The following is a 19,241-nucleotide window of genomic DNA, read 5'->3' on the forward strand; positions in this document are numbered from 1 at the left end:
GAGCTTATGTTGTCTGCTGCGAATTCACCGGTCAATACCGAGGAGAACCCCTTCGGCTATACCCTGTGGACCGTTTTCCGTCGAAACCCGGAGTTTCAGGGTGAGCTCCCCGATGACCTCGTCACCGAGCTGGACGCCGTGGTGGATCGGGTGAGTGCCGAGGGCGTGACCGTGCGCGGATTCTACGATGTATCCGGGCTTAAGGCCGATTCCGATCTGATGATCTGGATCCACGGCGATACCGCCGAGGGGCTTCAGGCCGCCGCGCGCATGCTGCGCCGCACCGCCCTGCTGCGCCACCTGCTGCCCACCTGGAATGCGATGGGTGTGCACCGCGAGGCCGAGTTTAATAAGCGTCACGTCCCCGGATTCCTGCTTGGCAAGGAGCCCAAGGACTGGCTCACGGTGTATCCGTTTGTGCGCAGCTATGAGTGGTATCTGCTGCCCGATGCCGAGCGCGGCAAGATGCTCGCCGATCACGGCCGCATGGGGGCGGGCTTTAAGGGAGCGATCGCCAATACGGTGTCCTCCTTTGCGCTCGGCGATTATGAGTGGATCCTGCCGATCGAGTCCGATGAGCTCACCGAGCTGGTGGACATGATGCGCGATCTGCGCGCCACGGAGGCCCGCCGCCACGTGCGCGAGGAGGTCCCCTTTTATACCGGCCGCCGCATCGGCACCGCCGAGATCCCCGAGGTGCTGCGATGAGCACCCCCAATACCCTGAGCGACGGAAATGAGGCCCGCGTGAGCGCCCCCGATAACACCAACCTTCTGGAGCAGCCCACGGGTGGCTGCGGCGGAAACTGCGCCTGCGGCACGGCCGATCCGGCCGCCGAGAGCGCCGTGGCCGAGGCCGCGCGCGAGGCCCTGGTGCCCGGCGGCACCGATGCCGTGCAGACCGGCGAACCCTATATCGAGACCGCCGTGGACTATGACGCGATCCTCCTCGCCGGCTTCGGCGGGCCCGAGGGCCAGGACGATGTGATCCCGTTCCTGCGCAATGTCACCCGCGGCCGCGGCATCCCCGAGGAGCGCCTCGAGGAGGTCGCCGTGCACTACCGCCACCACGGCGGGGTGAGCCCGATTAACGATCAGAACCGCGAGCTCAAGGCAGCGCTGGAGGCCGAGCTGGCCGCGCGCGGAATCGATCTGCCCGTGCTGTGGGGAAACCGCAACTGGGACCCCTATATCCGCGATGCCCTCGGCGAGGCCAAGGAGCGCGGATTCACCAAGCTCATTGCGATCGCCACGAGCGCCTATTCCTCGTTCTCCAGCTGCCGCCAGTATCGCGAGGACTTCGCGATCGCACTGGATGAGACCGGCCTCTACGGCGAGATTCAGATCGATAAGGTGCGCCAGTTTTTTGACCACCCGGGTTTTGTGACCCCGTTTATCGAGGGTGTTGGTGATGCCCTGGCCAAGATCGTGGCCGAGGTGCGCGATGTGGACCTCGCCGCGGACGTGGAGATTCTTTTTGCCACCCACTCGATCCCGTCCACGGATGCCGTGCGTTCGGGGCCGGCAGAGCGCGGCTTCGGCGAGGGGGGCGCCTATGCCGCCCAGCACCTCGCGGTGGCCGAGGTGATTATGGAGGCCGTGAAGACCGATCTGGCGTTGGATCGCGAGATCGACTGGCAGCTGGTTTATCAGTCCCGCTCGGGCCCGCCCAGCATGCCGTGGCTGGAACCCGATATTAACGATGTGATTGCCGAGCTGCCCGCCGCCGGGAAGCGCGCCGTGATCATCGTGCCGCTCGGGTTTATGAGCGACCATATGGAGGTGCTCTGGGACCTCGATAACGAGGCCACCGAGTCCGCGCAGGAGGCCGGGCTGTACTCGCTGCGCGTGCCCACCCCGGGAACCCACCACGAGTTTGTGAGCGGGCTGGTGGACCTCGTGCTGGAGCGCCGCAACGGCACCCCGCAGTCCGAGCGTCCCGCGATGACCGACCTGGGCCCCTGGTATGACGTATGCCGCCCCGGCTGCTGCGAAAACGTGCGCGCGGGCTTTAAGCCCACCCTGGCGGGGCTGCGTCCGTGACCCTGCTGATTGGAACGCGGGGGAGCGCGCTTGCGCTCGCCCAGGCCGGCGATATCGCCAACCTGATTACCCGGGTCACCGGCACGGCCACCCGGCTGGTGCCGGTGACCACCCACGGCGATATCAGCCGGGAGTCGCTTGCGAGCCTCGGTGGCACCGGGGTTTTTGCCTCGGCCCTGCGCGAGTTTATGCTGCGCGGCGAGTGTGACCTCGTGGTGCACTCGCTGAAGGACCTGCCCACGGCCGCCTATCCCGGGCTGTCGATCGGGGCGATTCCGGCGCGTGCCGATGCGCGCGATGCGCTGTGTGCGCGCGATGGTCTCACCCTGGACACGCTCCCGGCGGGGGCCCGCGTGGGCACCGGTTCGCCGCGGCGGGCAGCGCAGGTGCGCGAGCGCCGCCCGGATATCGAGGTGCTGGATATCCGCGGCAACGTGGATACCCGCCTCGGCTTTGTCTCCTCCGGCGAGATGGACGCCGTGGTGCTGGCCGCCGCGGGCCTGGGCCGGCTGGGGCGCACAGCCGCGATCACCGAGTATTTTGAGTTGGATGTCTGGCCCGGCGCGCCCGCACAGGGGGCGCTGGGTATCGAGGTGCGCACCGAGAGCCTCGGGGGCGATCCCGCCTCCGCCTCGCTGCGCGCGGCCCTCGCCGCGATCGAGGACACCGGGGCGCATGCCGCCGCGGTGGCCGAGCGCGCGGTCCTGGCCCGCCTGGAGGCGGGCTGCGCCGCGCCGATCGGTGCCCATGCCGAGGTGCGCGAATCCTCCCTGTTCCTGCGTGCCGCCGTCTATGCACCCGATGGCAGCGAGCGGCTGATTCTCGACCGCGAGAGCGCGCTGCCCGTGGCCGATCTGCACGTAGCCGCGTTTGCGCTGGGCCGCGCCCTGGCCGAGGACCTGCTTGCCGCGGGTGCCGACCGGATTGCGCCGCTGAACTAGTGGCTATTACCTCCACGCCCCCGGGCCCGCTGCACGGAAAGAGCATCCTGATTCCGCGCGGCGGGCGCTGGGGTGTGGCCGTTTATGAAACGCTGCGCTCGCGCGGGGCACTCCCGGTGCTTGCCCCGCTGATCGATTTTGCCCCCGCGCGCGATACCGTCGCGCTGGACTATGCGCTGTATCGCCTCGAGGCGGGGGAGTTTGACTGGGTCACCGTGACCAGCGCCACCACCGTGGGGATCCTGCGCGGCCGCGGTGTGCGCATTCCCGCGGGCACGCGCATCGCGGCCGTGGGGGAGCCCACGCGGGATGCGCTTGAGGCCGGCCGGTTCGGCGTGGATCTGCTGCCCGCGAGCGATCACTCCGCGCGCGGCATGGTCGCGGAGTTCCGGGCGCGCGATATCCCCGCGGGTCGGGTGCTCACGCTGTCCTCGGAGATTGCCCGGCCCACGCTGGTGGACGGGCTGCGTGCCGCGGGTCATACCGTGGAGGCGGTCACGAGCTATCGCACGATTCCCGTGAACCTGAGCGCCGAGGTGATCGCGGATCTGGCCGCGGGCCGAATCGACGCGATCCTGCTCACCTCGGGCAGCGTGGCCGCGGGTCTTGCCGCCCAGGCCACGTGCCATCCGGATACGGTGCTGGCCGCGATCGGTGACCGTACCGCGGAGGATGCCCGGGCCCGGGGCCTGAACGTGGCCGTGGAATCGAGCCGACAGAGCGTGGCGGGATTGATTGCCGCGCTGGAAGAGTTTTATGCAGCTCCCGAAGGAGAAAAATCTTGATTACCCCCGATATTCGTCCGCGTCGCCTGCGCCAGTCGCCCGCGATGCGCCGCCTCGTCTCCGAGACCCGCGTGCATCCCGCGCAGCTGGTGCTGCCGCTATTTGTGCGCGAGGATATCGCGGGGGAGGTGCCGATCTCCTCGATGCCCGGGGTATCCCAGCACGACCTGGACTCGCTGCGGCGCACGGCCGTGGCCGCGGCCGAGGCCGGCGTGGGCGGCGTGATGCTCTTTGGTATTCCCGAGGTGCGGGACGCCCACGGTTCGCAGGCGAGTGATCCCGAGGGCATCCTGCAGGTGGCCACCCGGGCGCTGGTTGCCGAGGTGGGCGATGCGCTGGTGGTGCAGACCGATCTATGCCTGGACGAGTTCACCGATCACGGGCACTGCGGTGTGCTCGACGCCAACGGCGCGGTGAATAACGATGCCACGTTGGAGCGCTATGTGGAGATGGCGCTCGCGCAGGCCCGCGCGGGCTCGGCCCTGCTGGGCCTCTCCGGCATGATGGATGGCCAGACCGCGGCGGTGCGCGAGGCCCTGGACGGCGCCGGCTTCACCGATACCGCGCTGCTGGCCTATTCCGCCAAATATGCGTCGGCGTTTTATGGCCCGTTCCGCGAGGCCGTGGACTCGCAGTTGCAGGGGGACCGCCGCACGTATCAGCTGGATCCCGGCAACCGCCGCGAGGGCATGCGCGAGACCCTGATTGATCTCGCCGAGGGTGCCGATATCGTGATGGTGAAGCCCGCGATGAGCTATCTGGATGTGCTCTCCGATGTGGCCGCCGCGAGCGAGGTGCCCGTGTGGGCGTATCAGGTCTCGGGCGAATACGCCATGATTGAGGCGGCGGCCGCCCGGGGCTGGATCGATCGCCGCCGCGCGATCGAGGAATCGGTCACGGGCATCCGCCGCGCGGGTGCCGACGCGGTTCTTACCTATTGGGCCACCGAACTTGCCGGCTGGCTGCGCTAAACCTTTCACCCTTCTGTGAGGCAGATAATGACGATGACACCCCGGAGTAACTCCGAACTTTTTGAGCGCGCCAAGGCCGCGATTCCCGGCGGCGTGAACTCGCCCGTGCGCGCCTTTGGCTCGGTGGGGGGTACCCCGCGTTTCCTCGTTTCCGCGAGTGGCGCGCGCGTGACCGATGCCGATGGCGTGGACTATGTGGACCTGGTGGGCTCCTGGGGGCCCGCGATCCTGGGCCATGCGCAGCCCGATGTGGTGCGTGCCGTGCAGGAGGCCGCCGCGCGCGGGCTCTCCTTCGGGGCGTCCACCCCCGCCGAGACCGAGCTGGCCGAGCTGGTGGAGGCCCGGGTCACGGCGCATGGTATGAGCCCGGTGGAGAAGGTGCGCCTGGTATCCACGGGTACCGAGGCCACGATGACGGCGATCAGGCTCGCGCGCGGTTTCACCGGCCGCGAGCTGCTGGTGAAATTTGCCGGTCACTATCACGGCCACTCCGATGGGCTGCTCGCGCAGGCGGGTTCGGGCCTGGCCACGCTGGCGCTGCCGGGTTCGGCGGGAGTGACCGAGGCCACCGCGGCGCAGACGCTGGTGGTGCCCTATAACGATCCCGAGGCGCTGCGCGCGGTTTTTGCCGAGCACGGCGAGAATATTGCCGCGGTGATCACGGAGGCCGCGGCCGCAAATATGGGTGTGCTGCCGCCCGAGCCCGGGTTTAATGCCGAGCTGACGCGGATCGCGCATGAGCACGGTGCGTTGGTGATCCTGGACGAGGTGCTTACCGGTTTCCGCGTGCACCCGGCCGGCTATTGGGGGCTGTCGGTGAGCGAGGGCGAGATGTATGTGCCCGATCTGTTTACCTTTGGCAAGGTCATCGGCGGCGGCATGCCGCTGGCAGCGCTGGGTGGCCGCGCCGATGTGATGGATCATCTGGCGCCGCTGGGCCCGGTCTATCAGGCGGGAACCCTCTCGGGCAATCCGGTGGCGGTGGCCGCGGGTATCGCCACGTTGGAGCGCGCAACCGGGGAGGTTTATGCACACCTGAATGCGGTGGCGGCGACGCTCGCTACGGAGGTCTCGGAGGCGCTGAGTGCCGCGGGCGTGACCCATGTGGTGCAGCGCGCGGGCAACCTGTTTAGCTTTGTTTTTGCGCCCACCGCCCCGCGCACCTATGCCGAGGCGCAGGCGCAGGAGGTCTTCCGCTATGCCCCGTTCTTCCATGCAATGCTCAACGCGGGTGTCTCGCTGCCGCCGAGCGTATTTGAGGCCTGGTTTGTCTCGGCCGCGCACGATGAGGAGGCCCTCGCGGTGATCCGCGCCGCGCTTCCCGCCGCGGCCCGCGCGGCGGCGGAGGCCGTGGCCCCCTAGCCTCGGCGGCAGGTTCCCGGGTGTGCGCGGCCCCTCGCCGGGCGCACCCGGGAACTCGCCCGCCCCGGCACCGGGGCGACACGCGGGATCGCAAAACCCTGCCTGCGCGCGCCACGCCGCGGATTCCGCGCCCGCCGCGGCGTGTTGAAATGACGGCCGAGATTTCCGTGGCAATTGGTCAAAACGGGTCCATAACCTGTTGTAGACTAGACACGTTCCAAACGGGAAACATTCTCGCCGGAGCATATAGTTCAATATTTGGGTCTGTGGCGCAGCTGGTAGCGCACCTGCATGGCATGCAGGGGGTCGGGGGTTCGAGTCCCCCCAGATCCACCCAGAATAAAAGCACCCCGCGTCCTCGGATGCGGGGTGGTTTTTGTGCCGGCATGGCCGCGGCCTTCCGCGATCCCGACCGGCACGCGCGCAACCGCGCCACGCAGCGTAATGCGTGAGTGGCGCGGCAGGGTTAGGGGACCCGCGGCGGGATACCCGGTGGCAACGGCACCTGTCCGCACGAGTCCCCGTTGTCGCTTCTCCGGTGCGATCTGACGCGCCCCCGACCCGGCTCGGCCGGGGTGATCGCCCGCGCCGACCCGGGAATGCGCCCGTATTCCGGGGGATTTTCCCGGAGGGGCTTCCGGAAGGCCCCGGGTGGCACCGTTCGCGGGCCCGCCGGCGCCCTTGACGCCCGCTGGGCGCATTTTTAGGCTTCTCGAAGCGGGGGCGCCGATTTTGCCGCAGCTCTCCGGGCGGACGGCGCCCGCGATCGCTCCCGACGGCGGGAAGGAACGCGGAAGCAGTGAGCATGATCGCGCAGCATGAGGTCATAATCGACCGACGCTCTCGCGCCGCGGCTGAGGGGAGCCTCGCCCGTGCCCCTGCGGCTCCTGCCGCGGCCCTCTTCCCTGCGCGCGGAGCGCGGAGGCCGGGAGTGAGCGCCGCGGACCGTTTTTGCGCCTCCCCTGCACCCGGTGGGCGCTGATGGTTGCGCGGGGGAGGGAGCGGAGCATTCTGGCGCTTATGCTGCTGGACGGTATTCAATCCACGGCGCTGATTCTGCTCTTTCCCTTCCTAATTTTTGGCCGCGCGGGCGATCCTCCGAACGGGGTCTTCGGTGCGGCCCCAATCGCCGCGGGGCTCGCGCTGGGGATCCTCGGAACGCTGCTGGTGGGCCGCCTGGTCGACCGGCACGTGGCGCCGGGAGTGCTGCAACTGCTGCAGATTTCGCAGGCGGCCTGCATCCTCGGGCTGATCCTCGGTGCCCTCTGCGGGCAATTTTTGCTGCTGAACGTCATGGGGATGCTGGCGGTGGCGCTGGCCCGCTCGGTGGGTCCCGCGAAAGACCGGATCCGCGCGGAGTTCATTGGTCCCGAGCGGCGCACGCTTTTTAACGCGGAGGTTCGCCGTTATTTTCTTCTGGTGAACGAGGCCGTGGCCGCGCTCTGCACGCTCACCCTCAGCGTTATCCCCGCGCGGTATTGGTCGCTCCCGCTCCTCCTCTCGCTGGCCTGTATCGCCGCCTCGGTCGCGGTGGCGAGTTCCCTCGCGGCCCAGGCGGCCCCGCGCGGGACGGGCCCCATCGCCGCGGGAGAAAAACTCCCCCGGAGCGTGCGCTCCCCACTCGCGGTCGGCCTGATCGTGGTGGGCCTCCTGGGCCTGGCTTCCGCACTGCCCACGGTGGGTTTGGCCGCCTGGCTTTCCGCGTCCCACCGCTATGGTCCCTGGCTCATTACCGTGGCGGGTCTGGTGAGCCTGGGCTGTGACTTCTTTTTTATCCGATTCCTCGGACTCACACTCGTGAAGCGGCCCGATCGGTGGAGGAGGATTCACCGGCTCGGGGGACTGCTGATGATCGGGGCCGCCCTCGGAACCGCGGCCGCGGTGAACTCGGGCCACGCGGGCGCCCAGGTGGCTCTGCTCCTTTTGGCCATGCTCTGTGCCACGCTCGCCTATTCGGTCTCCACCATGCTGGCCATGGAGATTCAATTTGGGTTTGGCTCCGCCGCTGCCCGCGGCCGAATCGCGTCCTATACCAGGGTGAGTTCGGTGGCGGCGATGGCCCTGGCCTCATGGCTGGCCCCCGGGGTATTCCTCGCCAATTGGGTATGCCTCGTGGCGATACTCGCGGCCGGGGTGGCGCTGTGTGTAGTGCCCGGAGGGCTGAGCGCCGCCTGGACATCCCTCGCCCCTCCGCGGGACCCCGCATAAGCGAACCGGGCCCGGGTCGGCATCCCGCGTTGGCACCGGGGCGCCAACGCGGGGCCCCGCCCGGTTTAGAGCAGCTCGGCGCGCAGCTGCGCGGGGGACTTGGGGGAGAGCAGCGCGGGCGGGACGTCAAAGACGGTGTGTGCGCCGATGCTGCCGCGGGCATTCAGCCGGGCGCAGGCGCGGGCATAGGCCACGAGCACGCTCGCGGTGAACTCGGGGTTGCTGCCGAGTTCCAGGCGGTATTCGATCACCTGGCTATTGCCGGTGCCGGATTCGCCGCCGCGGATCACAAAACCGCCGTGTGGCATCGCCGCATGATTGGCCGCGAGTTCCTCGGCGGAAATCACCGTGACCGTGGTGTCATAATCGGCAAAATAATTGGGCATCGAGGTGATTGCGGCGGTCACTGCCGCGGCATCCGCGCCCTCCTCCAGCACCACAAAACACTCGCGCACGTGCTTTTCGCGCGTGCTCAACTCGGGACGTTCCCCGGCCCGCACGCGGGCGATGGCCTCCTCCGAGGGGATCGTATACTGCACGCCGCCCGCCACCCCGGGCACCCGGCGAATGGCATCGGAGTGGCCCTGGCTCAGGCCGCGACCCCAAAACGTATAGGTATCACCCTCGGGCAGCAGCGCCTCACCAAAGAGGCGATTCAGCGAAAACATGCCCGGATCCCAGCCCACCGAGATCAGCGCCGTGGTGCCGGCCGCGCGGGCCGGGGCATCCACCGCATCAAAATACTCCGGGATGCGGGCGTGGGTATCAAAACTATCCACGGTGTTAAAGCGCGCGGCCAGCGCGGGGCCCTGCGCCGGCAGATCATCCTTGGAACCGCCACACAGGATCAGCACGTCGATGCGATCGGCCCAGTCCTCCAGCGCGTCCAGGGAGTGCACCGCGGTGGAGGGAAAATGCGGGATCAGGCCCGCGGGATCGCGCCGGGTAAACACCCCCACGGTGTCCAGATCGGCGTTCTGGGCCAGCGCAATTTCCACGCCCCGCCCCAGATTGCCATAACCAACGATGCCGACGCGGATGGGCTGTTCACTCACAGTGCTGTACTCCCGAGATTAGAGAAACGAACTAACCTCTCACGTTAGTGCCTAGTCGAGCACACTCACGGCGGGATCAAACGCAATATAGCCCGCAAAATCGCGACCCACCCGTTCCAGCGATGCCGGATACGGCCGGGGATAGCTCCACGCCAGGTCGGTCTGGGGCTCGCCCGCGATCAGCACCGAATAATACTGGGCGTCACCCTTCCACCCGCACGTATAGGCCGTGGGGCTCTCGATAAAAAGGCCCGGAGTGAGGCTCGCGGGCGGAAAATACCAGTTGCCCTCGATGCGCACCAGGTCCTCCGCCGGGGCCTCCGCCAAAACCGTGTCCCGCAAAACAGCCCTCATGATGACCTCCCGTATGTACCGTATGTGACGCCCACGCTACCCCCATCTCGCGGAACCTCCCAGAGAAATATTTTTGCCGCAAGAAGAAAGAGCGCGGCAGCCACCGCGGCGATCCCCGCCCAGAGCACGGCCTCGGGCAGCAGTGGGGCCGATTGTGCAAGATCGGATCCCGCGGCGGAGATAAACCACGTGGTGGGAGAGAGGTTAAACAGTCCCTGCAGCCACTCGGGCATCAGCCGCACGGGAAACAGCGAACCCGAAAGCGTCATGATCAGCGGGGGCAGCACCCCGGCCCAGCCATCCACCGCCGAGGCGGTGCGCGCCCGCGCCGCGAGCAGCAGCCCCAGGCTCGTGAAGAGCGCAAAACCGAGGGAGCCGGTGATCAGCAGTCGGAGCATTCCCCAGCCATCGGAAAAGCCCTCGCCCAGCGCTATCGCGCCAACCACCAGCATCATGCCCAGCGCGAGGGCCGCGCGCACCGGCAGCAGCGATAACAGCAACATGGATTTTTTCAGCGGGGTGGTACCCAGCAGCCGCAGCGTGCCCCGCTCACGCAACCTCACCAGCGGAAATGCCGTGCCCGAAACGGCCAGTCCCGCCAGCCCCATAGCGAGCACCGTTCCCAGTGTGCCGCGGAAATAAAACAGCGCGGGGACACCATCGGTTGAGAGCACGGTGATATCCGCGGCCGAGACGCCGAGGTCCCGAATCCGGTCGGCCACGCCCTCCCAGCGCGCGTCACGGTCCCCACGGAGGATGATATGGGCTCCGTTTATCTCCAGGTCCACGTCCACCGTGACCGCGGCGGATCCCGCGGGGGCCAGTCTGATGCCGTCCGCCCCCAGCGTCCGCAGGAGTGTGTCCGCGTTTGCGGGCTCGCCCCGCACGGATACCACGGGCGCGGGGCGATTTCCCTCAAACGCCTGGGCCAGGAAGAAAAACAGGCCCAGCATCACCAGAAACGCGGTGCCCATGGCGGCCACGGCGCGCGGGCTGCGCAATAACTCCCGTGTCGCCGCGAGCGTGGCGGCCCCCACGGCGCTGCGCGGTATGCGGCGTGCCCGCACCGATTCGGGGCGCAAGGCCCCGGCCGGGCGGCGCGGGCGATCCGCGGGTTTGGGTGCGGGAGCGGCGGTCGTGCGCGGCCGCCTCCCCTCCCACCGGAACAGCAGCGCGGAAAGTGCCACCGCGGCGAGGGTCACCGCAAGCATCCCGGTGAGGGCCAGCCACAGCGGGATCTGCCCTCCCGATTCGGCCAGTGCCGCGAGCAGCCACGTGGTGGGAAGCAGCCGGCCGAGGGCCTCCGCGGAAGCGGGAAGCAGCCCGCCCACCAGGAGCGGGCCGGCCCCGAGCAGCGCCACCGGGATCGCCAGGGCCAGGAGCGGCCCCAGCACCGCCGGATTTTCGGCCCGCGCCCCGCCAAGCAGGCCCAGCCCCAGGACCATCAGCAGGCCCAGGGTGGCAATGAGGATCAGCCCGGCCAGCCGAGTGGGCGGTAGCGTTCCGCTCAGCGAGGCCGTCCCGAGTACCAGGAGAATTTCCCCCAGCCCCAAGAGCACCCGCACGGGTGCCTGCGCGAGCAAAAAGATCCCACGGCCCGCGGGGGTGCATCCCAGCAGCCGCAGCGATCCGCGCGCCCGCATCTCGGCCAGGGGAACCGCGAGCCCGGTCCCGGCCAGCAGCAGAAACCCCAACAGCAGCAGCGGGCCGAGGACGAACCGCGGCATACCCCAGAGCGCACACGGAATGAACAGCAAAATAAACAGTGCCACACCGGGCAGAAGCCGCCGCGGAACCCGCAGGAGTTCGCGGGCGCTGGCCCGGCTGAGTGCTGCCAGCGCGCGCATCACCGGCCCTCCACCACCCCAAAAAAGACCTCGTCCAGCGTGGCCGTATGCACGGTGAAGCCGCGGGCGGGCACGGGCCGATCAAAGGTGAGGCGGCGCAGGAGCCCATCCGGGTCCTCCGATTTTAGGTCCACGCGGATCCCGTCGGCCAGATCGCGCCGGGAAATCGCGGAGGCCGGAACATAACGGTGCAACGGGGAAAGATCGGTACCGAGGGGCACCGTAAACAGCACGCTGCCCGTGCCGGAAGACGCGGCAATCAGCTCCTCGGGCGTGCCCAGCGCCGCGAGCCCGCCGCGCACCAGGATGCCCACACGATCGCAGAGGGCCGCGGCCTCCTCCATCTGGTGCGTGGAGAGGAGCACCGTGACGCCCCGCCCCCGCAGTCCCCGAATGATCTCCCAGAGGCCCTGCCTGGACAGCGGGTCCAGCCCGGCCGAGGGCTCGTCCAGAACCACGATCCGCGGGTTTCCGATCAGCGCCACCGCGATCAGGAGCCGACGATGCTGGCCGCCCGAAAGAGCCCGCGTTCGCACCCGGGCGCTGCCGGCCAGCCCCACCTCCTCCAGGAGGTCCTCGGGAGTGCGCGGTGCCGGATAGAGTGCGGCAAAAAGTTCCAGGGTTTCCCGGGCCGTGAGCGTGTCAAAGAGACTCGCGCTCTGCGGCTGGATTCCCAGGCACGCGGTGAGCGCTGTGCGTTCGCGCACGGGATCCAGGCCCAGGACCCGCACCGTACCGGAGCTGGGTTCCAGGAGACCGGCAATGCATTCGATCAGCGTGGTTTTCCCCGATCCATTGGGCCCCAGAAGCCCAAAGACCTCGCCCGGTGCGATCTCCAAGCTGACCCGATCCACCGCCGTGGTTATCCCGCGGGAACCGCGATAATTCCTGCTGAGGTGGGACAGGCTGAGGGCGGCGGGGGTGCTGCTTTCCGGGGTCATACCTCCACGCTAGGCCGCCCCGCCCGAGAGCGCCTCCGCCCCCGGACGGAATTTTTTCCCACCGCGCGGGGGAGCGCGGCTAGGGTGGGGATAACGGTCGCGAGGAGTCCAGGATGCAGTGGTTTAAATTTAACATCGTTCGGGAACAGCGTGCGGTGGGTACCGCCGAGGCGCTCTGGGAGGCCGTCACCACGGGGATCGGCGGGTGGCTCTGGCCACAGGAGATCGAGCCGCGCGAGGGTGGGCTCGTGGACGAGGGCGCCGGGATCGTGGAGGCCTGGGAGCCCCCGCGGCACCTCGCCACGATCGCCGAGGGACCCGATGGCTGGTTTAACCGGCTCGATTTTGACCTGCGCGCGGGGGATGCCGGACACCGCGTGCTGCGCTATACCCATGCGGGCGTGGTGCCCGAGGAGGACGCCCATGTCGTGGCGGATATCGAGCGTCACACCGAGTTTTATCTGGACGCCTTCCGACGCTATGTGGAGCATTTTGCCGGCCTGCCGGTGACCTATACCCACGTCGAGGCGCGCGGCAGCGGGGACGAGCCCGAGGCCTTTGAGGTCCTGCTCACGCGGCTGGGCCTGGGCGATGAGGATATCCCGGGCGAGCGCCTGCACGTGGACCTGCCGGATGGCCGCACCGAGGTGGTCATCGACTACCACGACCACTATTTCCTCGGCCTGCGCACCGATACCGCGCTCTATAGATTTTTTGGACGCAACCGCTTCGGCGCGAGCGTGGGACTGGCGATCCACGATTTCTCGGGCACCCGGGATGCCGCGGATCTCACGCGCGCCGGGCAGGAGTTCCTGGATCGCCTCTACGGGGCCTAGGGCAGGAACCGATAGCCCATCCCGGGCTCGGTGATCAGGTGCCGGGGGAGCGAGCCGTCCTCCTCCAGCTTCTGCCGAATCTGGGACATATACACGCGCAGATAATTGGTCTCCGAGGCATAGCCCGGGCCCCAGACCGCGTGCAGGAGCTCGGCCTGGCCGATGAGCCGATCGGGATTACGGGCAAATACCTCGATGATCTGCCACTCGATCGGGGTGAGTTTCACGGCCTGCCCGGCCACGCTCACGCGGTGATGATACAGATCAATGCGGATCCGGCCGTCCGCGGTCAGCACCACGGGGGATTCCCCCACCACCGGCACGGCCCGGCGCAGGGCCGCGCGCAGCCGCGCCAGCAGCTCATCCATCGCGAAGGGCTTGGTGACATAGTCATCGGCGCCCGCATCCAGCGCCTCGATCTTGCCCGCTGATTCCTGCCGGGCCGAGACGATCAACACCGGGATGCTGGACCAGCCGCGCAGCGCCCGGATCACCGCGATGCCGTTCATATCCGGCAGCCCCAGATCCAGGAGCAGCACATCCGGGGATTCCGCGGCCGCCAGATCCAGCGCCGCGCGCCCCGTGGCTGCATGCAGCGTGTCATAGCCGCGCGCCCGCAGATTCACCAGCAGCGCGCGGGCGATATTCGGGTCGTCCTCCACCACCAGCACGCGGCTCATGCCGTCACCGCCGGGAGTGTAAGTACCATCGTGAGCCCGCCGCCGGGGGTATCCTCGGCCTCCAGCGTGCCGCCGATCCCCTCGGCCAGCCCGCGCGCCACGGCCAGGCCGAGGCCCACGCCATTGCCCTCCGGGGTATCGCCGAGGCGCTGAAACGGCTGAAATATCCGGTCCCGCTGGGTGTTTTTTACCCCGGGGCCGCGGTCGCTGATGCGGATCTCCACGCGCTCGCCCAGGGCCACCGGGGTGATCCCAATCGGCGCACCGCCGCCATGCGAAATGGCGTTATCCACGAGGTTGGCGAGGATCCGCACGATCAGGCCATAATCGCCCAGCACCGCGGGCGGATCCTCCGGCAGGCTGGTGCTGATCTCCGGCAGCGGCCGGTCGCGGCGAATCCCCGCGAGGGTCCCGGCGATCAGATCGCCCAGCTCCAGCGGCGCGCGCTCGACCCGCACCGCGCCGGCCTGAATCCGGCTCATATCCAGCAGGTTGGTCACCAGCGCATTAAGCACATCCGCGGAGTCCTCAATCGTGGCCAGCAGCTCGGCCTCGTCCTCGGGGGAGAACACCACATCGGTCAGGCGCAGGCTTGAGGCCGCCGCCTTAATCCCGGCCAGCGGCGTGCGCAGGTCATGGGAGACCGCCGCGAGCAGGGCCGTGCGAATGGCATTGCCCGCGGTCAGCTCGCGCGCCTCGATCCGCGAGGCCTCCAGCGATTGCTGCGCCAGCACCCCCAGGATGCGTCCCGCATAGGCCTCCAGGATGCGCTGATCCGGCGCGGAGAACGCGCGGCCGCGCAGCAGCAGTGCGTGCCGCTCGTCCAGGAGTAGGGTATTGGCGGCGGTGCGCGGATCGGCGCAGGCCGGACCCGAGGAGGCCAGCACCCGCCAGGTATCGGGCCCGCCCTCGGCCACGGGTCGCTCCACCAGCGTGGTGGATTCCTGGCCGAAGGTCTCGCGCAGCCGGTCCAGCAGCGCGGGCACACTCGCCCCCTCGCGCAGCACCCCGCCCGCAAGCTCGGAGAGCAGGGCCGCCTGGGCGCGCGCCGCGGCGGCCTCGGTGGTGCGCCGCGCGGCAAGATCCACCACCCGGGCCACCCCCGCGGCCACCACGAGGAAAAGCACCAGGGCCACCACGTTCTCGGCCTGGTGAATCGTGAACGTGCCGATCGGCTGCGCAAAAAAGAAGTTCAGGAGCAGCGTGCCCAGCACCGCGGTGGCCACGGCGGGCCAAAACCCCCCGAGCAGCGCCACAAAAACCACCAGGGTTGTATAGACCAGGAGGTTCAGGCTCAGCGAGGTGCCCGGCCCGATCCATAAAAACAGCCCGGTGACCAGCGCGGGCCCCAGCACCGCCGCGACCCAGCCGGCCACGCGCCGCGCGAGTGTCAGGGAGGCCGCGCGGCGCGGGGCGCTGCGCCGAGCGCGGGTCGCGGAATGGGTGACCATATGCACATCGATATCGCCCGCGCCGTTAATCACCCGCGTCCCGATTCCCGGCCCCAGCAGCCGCGCACCCCACCCGGAGCGGCTCACCCCCAGCACCAGCTGGGAGGCGTTCACGCCGCGGGCAAATTCCAGCAGGGCCGCGGCCGGATCATCGCCGATCACGGTATGCCAGGAGCCCCCGAGGGATTCCACCAGTTCGCGCTGCGCGGCGAGCTCGCCGGGATCGCCCGAGCGCAGGCCGTCGTCCTGAATCACGTGCACCGCGAGCAGCTCCCGCCCGGCGCTGCGGCCCACGATGCGCATGCCGCGGCGAATCAGGGTCTCCGATTCGGGCCCGCCCGTGACCGCGACCACCACGCGTTCGCGCGCGGGCCAGGAACGATCGATTTTTTTCAGCGAGCGATAGCGGGAAAGACCCTCCTCGACCTGATCGGCGAGCCAGAGCAGCGCGAGCTCGCGCAGCGCCGTGAGATTACCCACCCGAAAATAATTGGCCAGCGCGGCATCCACCTTATCCGGGTGATAAACCTCGCCGCCGCCGAGCCGGGTGCGCAGGGCGTCCGGGGTGAGATCCACAAGCTCCACCTCCGCGGCCTCGCGCAGCACCCGGTCCGGGATGGTCTCGCGCTGCCGGATCCCGGTGATTGCGCTCACCACGTCATTAAGCGATTCCAGGTGTTGAATATTCACGGTGGAGATCACGTTTATGCCGGCATCCAGCAGCGCGTGGACGTCCTCCCAGCGCTTTTCATGCCCGCGCGTATCGCCCTCGGCGCGCGTGAGCGAGTGCGCCAATTCGTCCACGATCGCGACCGCGGGGTTGCGGCGCAGCACCGCGTCCAGGTCCATCTCGCTGAAGGAGGACCCGCGATAGGCCACATCGCGGCGCGCGATCACCTCGAGGCCCCGCACGAGGTCCCGGGTGCGGGCGCGGCCGTGATCCTCGACCAGCGCCACCACCACGTCCACCCCGCGCTGACGCAGCTCCTGCGCCTCCTCAAGCATCGCAAACGTCTTTCCCACTCCGGGGGCAAACCCCAGATAGACCTTGAGGTCCCCGCGGGCCACGTGTTCGGGCATAAGCGTCTGTCTTTCCGTTAGTGCTGGAGTGCGTCGAGGGAGATATTCAGGGTCAGGACATTTATCCGCGGGGTTCCGAGAAAGCCCAGCGCGGGGGCCTGCACGGAATCCTCCACGAGGCGCTGCACCGCCGCGCGGGGGAGGCCACGCTCGTGTGCCACGCGCCCCACCTGAATCCGAGCATACGCCGGGCTGATATCGGGATCGAGTCCCGACGCGCTTGCGGTCACGGCATCCGCGGGAACCCGGGTCGGATCCACCCCGTTTTCCGCGGCCACCGCGGCGCGGCGCTCGGCCATCAGCCGGGCAAGCTCGGGGCTGCGGGCGGCAAGATTGGACGGGCCCGAGGCGAGCGCGTCATAATCCGCGGCGGAGGGGCGGCCGTGGAACCACTCGGCGCCTCTGAACTCCTGCCCGATCAGGGAGGAGCCCACGGGGTGGCCGTCCACCAGCACGGGGGAGCCCGCGGCGCGCGCGGGGGCAAGCGCGCCCACCCCGAGGATCGCCGCGGGATAGAGCACCCCGAGCAGCACGGTCATGATCAGCAGCAGGCGCAGGCCCGTGGAGGCGGTGCGCAGCGAGGGAAGCAGGGAGGCAAACATGGGAGGTCCTTAGAGGCCCGGGATCAGCGAGATCACGAGATCGATAATTTTGATGCCGATAAACGGAACGATGAGCCCACCGAGCCCATAAACCAGCAGATTGCGGCCCAGGAGCCGGGACGCGGGGAGCGGCCGATATTTCACGCCGCGCAGCGAGAGCGGGATCAGCGCGATGATGATCAGCGCGTTGAAGATCACGGCCGAGAGGATCGCCGATTCGGGGCTGTGCAGGCCCATAATATTCAACGCCGCGAGCCCCGGGAACGCGGTCATAAACATGGCCGGGATCACGGCAAAATACTTGGCCACGTCATTGGCGATCGAGAACGTGGTGAGCGCACCGCGCGTGATCAGCAGCTGCTTGCCGATCTCCACAATCTCGATGAGCTTGGTGGGATCGGAGTCCAGATCCACCATATTTCCGGCCTCCTTGGCCGCGGAGGTGCCGGTATTCATTGCCACACCCACATCGGCCTGGGCCAGCGCCGGGGCGTCATTGGTGCCGTCCCCGGTCATCGCCACCAGCCGGCCGCCCGCCTGCTCGGCGCGGATCAGCGCGAGCTTATCCTCGGGGGTGGCCTCGGCCAGATAATCGTCCACACCCGCCTGATGCGCGATTGCCCGTGCCGTGAGCGCATTATCTCCCGTGATCATCACGGTTTTGATGCCCATCTCGCGGAGCCGGGCGAAGCGCTCGGCTATTCCGGGCTTCACGATATCCTCCAGCTGGATAATGCCCAGCACGGCCGCGTCTCCCGCGGCCGAGGCCGTGGCCACGACCAGCGCGGTGCCTCCCTCTCCGGCCACCGCCGCGGCGAGTTCCCGCGCGCGCTCCGGCACGCTGCCGCCGCGGGCCTCGACCCAGGCAAGCACCTCGGTGCTGGCGCCCTTGACCAGATAGGCGCCATCGGGATAGTGCACCCCGCTCATCCGGGTGGTCGCGGAAAACGCGATAAACGTGGCCTCCGCGAGCTCCCCGGGCTCGCCGGGGCAGCGATATTCTCCCTCGGCAAGGCTCACGATCGAGCGCCCCTCGGGGGTCTCATCGGCGAGCGAGGCCAGGCGGCTCGCGGCGGCCAGGCGGTCGCCGGTGACCCCGGGCACGGGCAGGAACTCGGTGGCCTGGCGGTCGCCGAGCGTGATCGTGCCGGTTTTATCCAGCAGCAGCGTTCCCACGTCTCCCGCGGCCTCCACGGCGCGCCCCGAGAGCGCCAGCACATTGCGCTGCACCAGGCGGTCCATCCCGGCGATGCCGATGGCCGAGAGCAGCGCGCCAATCGTGGTGGGGATCAGGCAGACCAGGAGGGCGGTGAGCACAATCAGCGGCTGGGTGGCACCCGAATACACCGCGAGCGGTTGCAGCGTGACCACCACCAGAATAAAGATGATCGTGAGTACCGCGAGCAGGATATTCAGGGCCCGCTCATTGGGGGTTTTTTGCCGGCCGGCGCCCTCCACCAGGCCGATCATGCGGTCGATGAAGGTCTCGCCCGGTTCGCTGGTGATGCTCACCACGATCCGGTCCGAGAGCACCCGGGTTCCCCCGGTCACGGCCGAACGATCGCCGCCGGACTCGCGGATCACGGGGGCCGATTCGCCCGTCACCGCGGATTCGTCCACGGTGGCCGCCCCCTCCACCACATCGCCGTCTCCCGGGATGACCTCGCCCGCGTTCACGATCACGCGATCCCCGCGGCGCAGCTGCGTGGCCGAGACGCGCTCGGCCCCGCCATCCGCGGAGATGCGCAGCGCCGGGGTGGAGACCCGGGTGTTTTTCAGCGAGGCAGCCTGGGCCTTACCGCGGCCCTCGGCCACGGCCTCGGCGAGGTTGGCGAAGATCACCGTGAGCCAGAGCCAGGCGGCGATGCCCCACGCAAATGCGCTGGGGTGGGCCACCGCGAGTACCGTGGTGAGGGCCGCTCCCAGCAGCACAATAAACATCACCGGTGTGGCCCACATCGACCGGGGGTTAAGCTTTTTCAGCGCGGTGGGCAGCGCGGCCAATAATTGCCGCGGGCCGAAGGCAGCCGCGGGCCGAGTGGGGTGGCCCGTGGGGGCCTCCGTGCGAAGATTTGACATGTTATTC

General features: G+C 68.6%; 16 protein-coding genes and 1 tRNA gene. 9 read left to right on the top strand and 8 right to left on the bottom strand.

Features of this window, described 5'->3' with window-relative positions; all coding sequences use genetic code 11:
- Positions 1-6: 6 nt before the first annotated feature.
- The 8 genes from hemQ to KXZ72_RS01440 all read left to right on the top strand — a co-directional run bounded on the left by hemQ (position 7) and on the right by KXZ72_RS01440 (position 8,309).
- Positions 7-708, top strand: a complete 702-nt coding sequence (gene hemQ / locus KXZ72_RS01405) for a hydrogen peroxide-dependent heme synthase (RefSeq protein ID WP_226081968.1) — start codon at positions 7-9, stop codon at positions 706-708.
- A gap of 164 nt (positions 709-872) precedes the next feature.
- A complete protein-coding gene (locus KXZ72_RS01410) occupies positions 873-2,042 on the top strand; it encodes a ferrochelatase (RefSeq protein WP_404823675.1) in 1,170 nt (389 codons plus the stop codon).
- The gene (hemC, locus tag KXZ72_RS01415) at positions 2,039-2,983 is read left to right on the top strand and encodes a hydroxymethylbilane synthase (RefSeq protein WP_226081970.1); all 945 of its coding nucleotides are present in this window, start codon (positions 2,039-2,041) and stop codon (positions 2,981-2,983) included. The genes KXZ72_RS01410 and hemC overlap by 4 nt, the downstream gene beginning before the upstream one ends.
- Positions 2,983-3,768, top strand: coding sequence for a uroporphyrinogen-III synthase (locus KXZ72_RS01420; RefSeq protein WP_226081971.1), 786 nt, complete (start codon positions 2,983-2,985; stop codon positions 3,766-3,768). Before hemC ends, KXZ72_RS01420 begins: the two co-directional genes overlap by 1 nt.
- A 44-nt stretch (positions 3,769-3,812) precedes the next feature.
- Positions 3,813-4,739: a porphobilinogen synthase gene (hemB, locus tag KXZ72_RS01425; RefSeq protein WP_404823676.1), complete on the top strand. Its 927-nt coding sequence runs from the start codon at positions 3,813-3,815 to the stop codon at positions 4,737-4,739.
- Between the two features lie 33 nt (positions 4,740-4,772).
- Positions 4,773-6,101 (top strand): glutamate-1-semialdehyde 2,1-aminomutase, encoded by a 1,329-nt coding sequence (hemL, locus tag KXZ72_RS01430; protein WP_226083386.1) that lies wholly within the window; start codon positions 4,773-4,775, stop codon positions 6,099-6,101.
- Positions 6,102-6,361: 260 nt separating this feature from the next.
- Positions 6,362-6,434: transfer RNA gene (locus KXZ72_RS01435), tRNA-Ala, on the top strand.
- Positions 6,435-7,121: 687 nt separating this feature from the next.
- On the top strand, positions 7,122-8,309 hold the full coding sequence (locus KXZ72_RS01440; protein WP_226081973.1) for a hypothetical protein: 1,188 nt from the start codon (positions 7,122-7,124) through the stop codon (positions 8,307-8,309).
- Between the two features lie 65 nt (positions 8,310-8,374).
- Here KXZ72_RS01440 and KXZ72_RS01445 read toward each other — a convergent pair whose 3' ends face one another.
- Genes KXZ72_RS01445 through KXZ72_RS01460 form a run of 4 tightly spaced genes read right to left on the bottom strand, consistent with a single transcriptional unit; the run spans position 8,375 to position 12,506 of the window.
- A complete protein-coding gene (locus KXZ72_RS01445) occupies positions 8,375-9,364 on the bottom strand; it encodes a diaminopimelate dehydrogenase (RefSeq protein ID WP_226081974.1) in 990 nt (329 codons plus the stop codon).
- Between the two features lie 51 nt (positions 9,365-9,415).
- Positions 9,416-9,718, bottom strand: a complete 303-nt coding sequence (locus KXZ72_RS01450) for a DUF427 domain-containing protein (RefSeq protein WP_226081975.1) — start codon at positions 9,716-9,718, stop codon at positions 9,416-9,418.
- The gene (locus tag KXZ72_RS01455) at positions 9,715-11,565 is read right to left on the bottom strand and encodes an ABC transporter permease (RefSeq protein WP_226081976.1); all 1,851 of its coding nucleotides are present in this window, start codon (positions 11,563-11,565) and stop codon (positions 9,715-9,717) included. The genes KXZ72_RS01450 and KXZ72_RS01455 overlap by 4 nt, the downstream gene beginning before the upstream one ends.
- Positions 11,565-12,506: an ABC transporter ATP-binding protein gene (locus KXZ72_RS01460; protein ID WP_226081977.1), complete on the bottom strand. Its 942-nt coding sequence runs from the start codon at positions 12,504-12,506 to the stop codon at positions 11,565-11,567. The genes KXZ72_RS01455 and KXZ72_RS01460 overlap by 1 nt, the downstream gene beginning before the upstream one ends.
- A gap of 113 nt (positions 12,507-12,619) precedes the next feature.
- On the opposite strand from KXZ72_RS01460, the gene KXZ72_RS01465 reads away from it, so the two are divergent.
- Positions 12,620-13,342 carry an SRPBCC family protein gene (locus KXZ72_RS01465; protein WP_226081978.1) on the top strand — a complete coding sequence of 241 codons (723 nt, stop codon included), beginning with the start codon at positions 12,620-12,622 and terminating at the stop codon, positions 13,340-13,342.
- On the opposite strand, the gene KXZ72_RS01470 is transcribed toward KXZ72_RS01465, so the two are convergent.
- From KXZ72_RS01470 to kdpB, 4 genes are read right to left on the bottom strand one after another with little or no spacing between them, the layout of a single operon-like run.
- Positions 13,339-14,022 carry a response regulator gene (locus KXZ72_RS01470; protein ID WP_226081979.1) on the bottom strand — a complete coding sequence of 228 codons (684 nt, stop codon included), beginning with the start codon at positions 14,020-14,022 and terminating at the stop codon, positions 13,339-13,341. The genes KXZ72_RS01465 and KXZ72_RS01470 overlap by 4 nt on opposite strands.
- Positions 14,019-16,553, bottom strand: a complete 2,535-nt coding sequence (locus KXZ72_RS01475) for an ATP-binding protein (protein WP_226081980.1) — start codon at positions 16,551-16,553, stop codon at positions 14,019-14,021. Before KXZ72_RS01475 ends, KXZ72_RS01470 begins: the two co-directional genes overlap by 4 nt.
- Positions 16,554-16,570: 17 nt before the next feature.
- Entirely contained in the window at positions 16,571-17,155 is a 585-nt protein-coding gene (kdpC, locus tag KXZ72_RS01480; RefSeq protein WP_226081981.1) for a potassium-transporting ATPase subunit KdpC, read from the bottom strand.
- Positions 17,156-17,164: 9 nt separating this feature from the next.
- Entirely contained in the window at positions 17,165-19,234 is a 2,070-nt protein-coding gene (kdpB, locus tag KXZ72_RS01485; protein ID WP_226081982.1) for a potassium-transporting ATPase subunit KdpB, read from the bottom strand.
- Between the last annotated feature and the right edge of the window lie 7 nt (positions 19,235-19,241).

The sequence above is a fragment of the Mycetocola spongiae genome (genome assembly GCF_020424085.1).
GTDB lineage: Bacteria > Actinomycetota > Actinomycetes > Actinomycetales > Microbacteriaceae > Mycetocola > Mycetocola spongiae.

What these genes read in the sequence shown, in the direction of transcription:
- hemQ (WP_226081968.1), top strand. Translation starts at nt 7, where the DNA reads ATGTTGTCTGCTGCGAATTCACCGGTCAATACCGAGGAGAACCCCTTC.
- hemB (WP_404823676.1), top strand. Translation starts at nt 3,813, where the DNA reads ATGCGCCGCCTCGTCTCCGAGACCCGCGTGCATCCCGCGCAGCTGGTG.
- hemL (WP_226083386.1), top strand. Translation starts at nt 4,773, where the DNA reads ATGACACCCCGGAGTAACTCCGAACTTTTTGAGCGCGCCAAGGCCGCG.
- KXZ72_RS01440 (WP_226081973.1), top strand. Translation starts at nt 7,122, where the DNA reads ATGCTGCTGGACGGTATTCAATCCACGGCGCTGATTCTGCTCTTTCCC.
- KXZ72_RS01450 (WP_226081975.1), bottom strand. Translation starts at nt 9,718, where the DNA reads ATGAGGGCTGTTTTGCGGGACACGGTTTTGGCGGAGGCCCCGGCGGAG.
- KXZ72_RS01455 (WP_226081976.1), bottom strand. Translation starts at nt 11,565, where the DNA reads ATGCGCGCGCTGGCAGCACTCAGCCGGGCCAGCGCCCGCGAACTCCTG.
- KXZ72_RS01460 (WP_226081977.1), bottom strand. Translation starts at nt 12,506, where the DNA reads ATGACCCCGGAAAGCAGCACCCCCGCCGCCCTCAGCCTGTCCCACCTC.
- KXZ72_RS01465 (WP_226081978.1), top strand. Translation starts at nt 12,620, where the DNA reads ATGCAGTGGTTTAAATTTAACATCGTTCGGGAACAGCGTGCGGTGGGT.
- KXZ72_RS01470 (WP_226081979.1), bottom strand. Translation starts at nt 14,022, where the DNA reads ATGAGCCGCGTGCTGGTGGTGGAGGACGACCCGAATATCGCCCGCGCG.
- KXZ72_RS01475 (WP_226081980.1), bottom strand. Translation starts at nt 16,553, where the DNA reads ATGCCCGAACACGTGGCCCGCGGGGACCTCAAGGTCTATCTGGGGTTT.
- kdpC (WP_226081981.1), bottom strand. Translation starts at nt 17,155, where the DNA reads ATGTTTGCCTCCCTGCTTCCCTCGCTGCGCACCGCCTCCACGGGCCTG.
- kdpB (WP_226081982.1), bottom strand. Translation starts at nt 19,234, where the DNA reads ATGTCAAATCTTCGCACGGAGGCCCCCACGGGCCACCCCACTCGGCCC.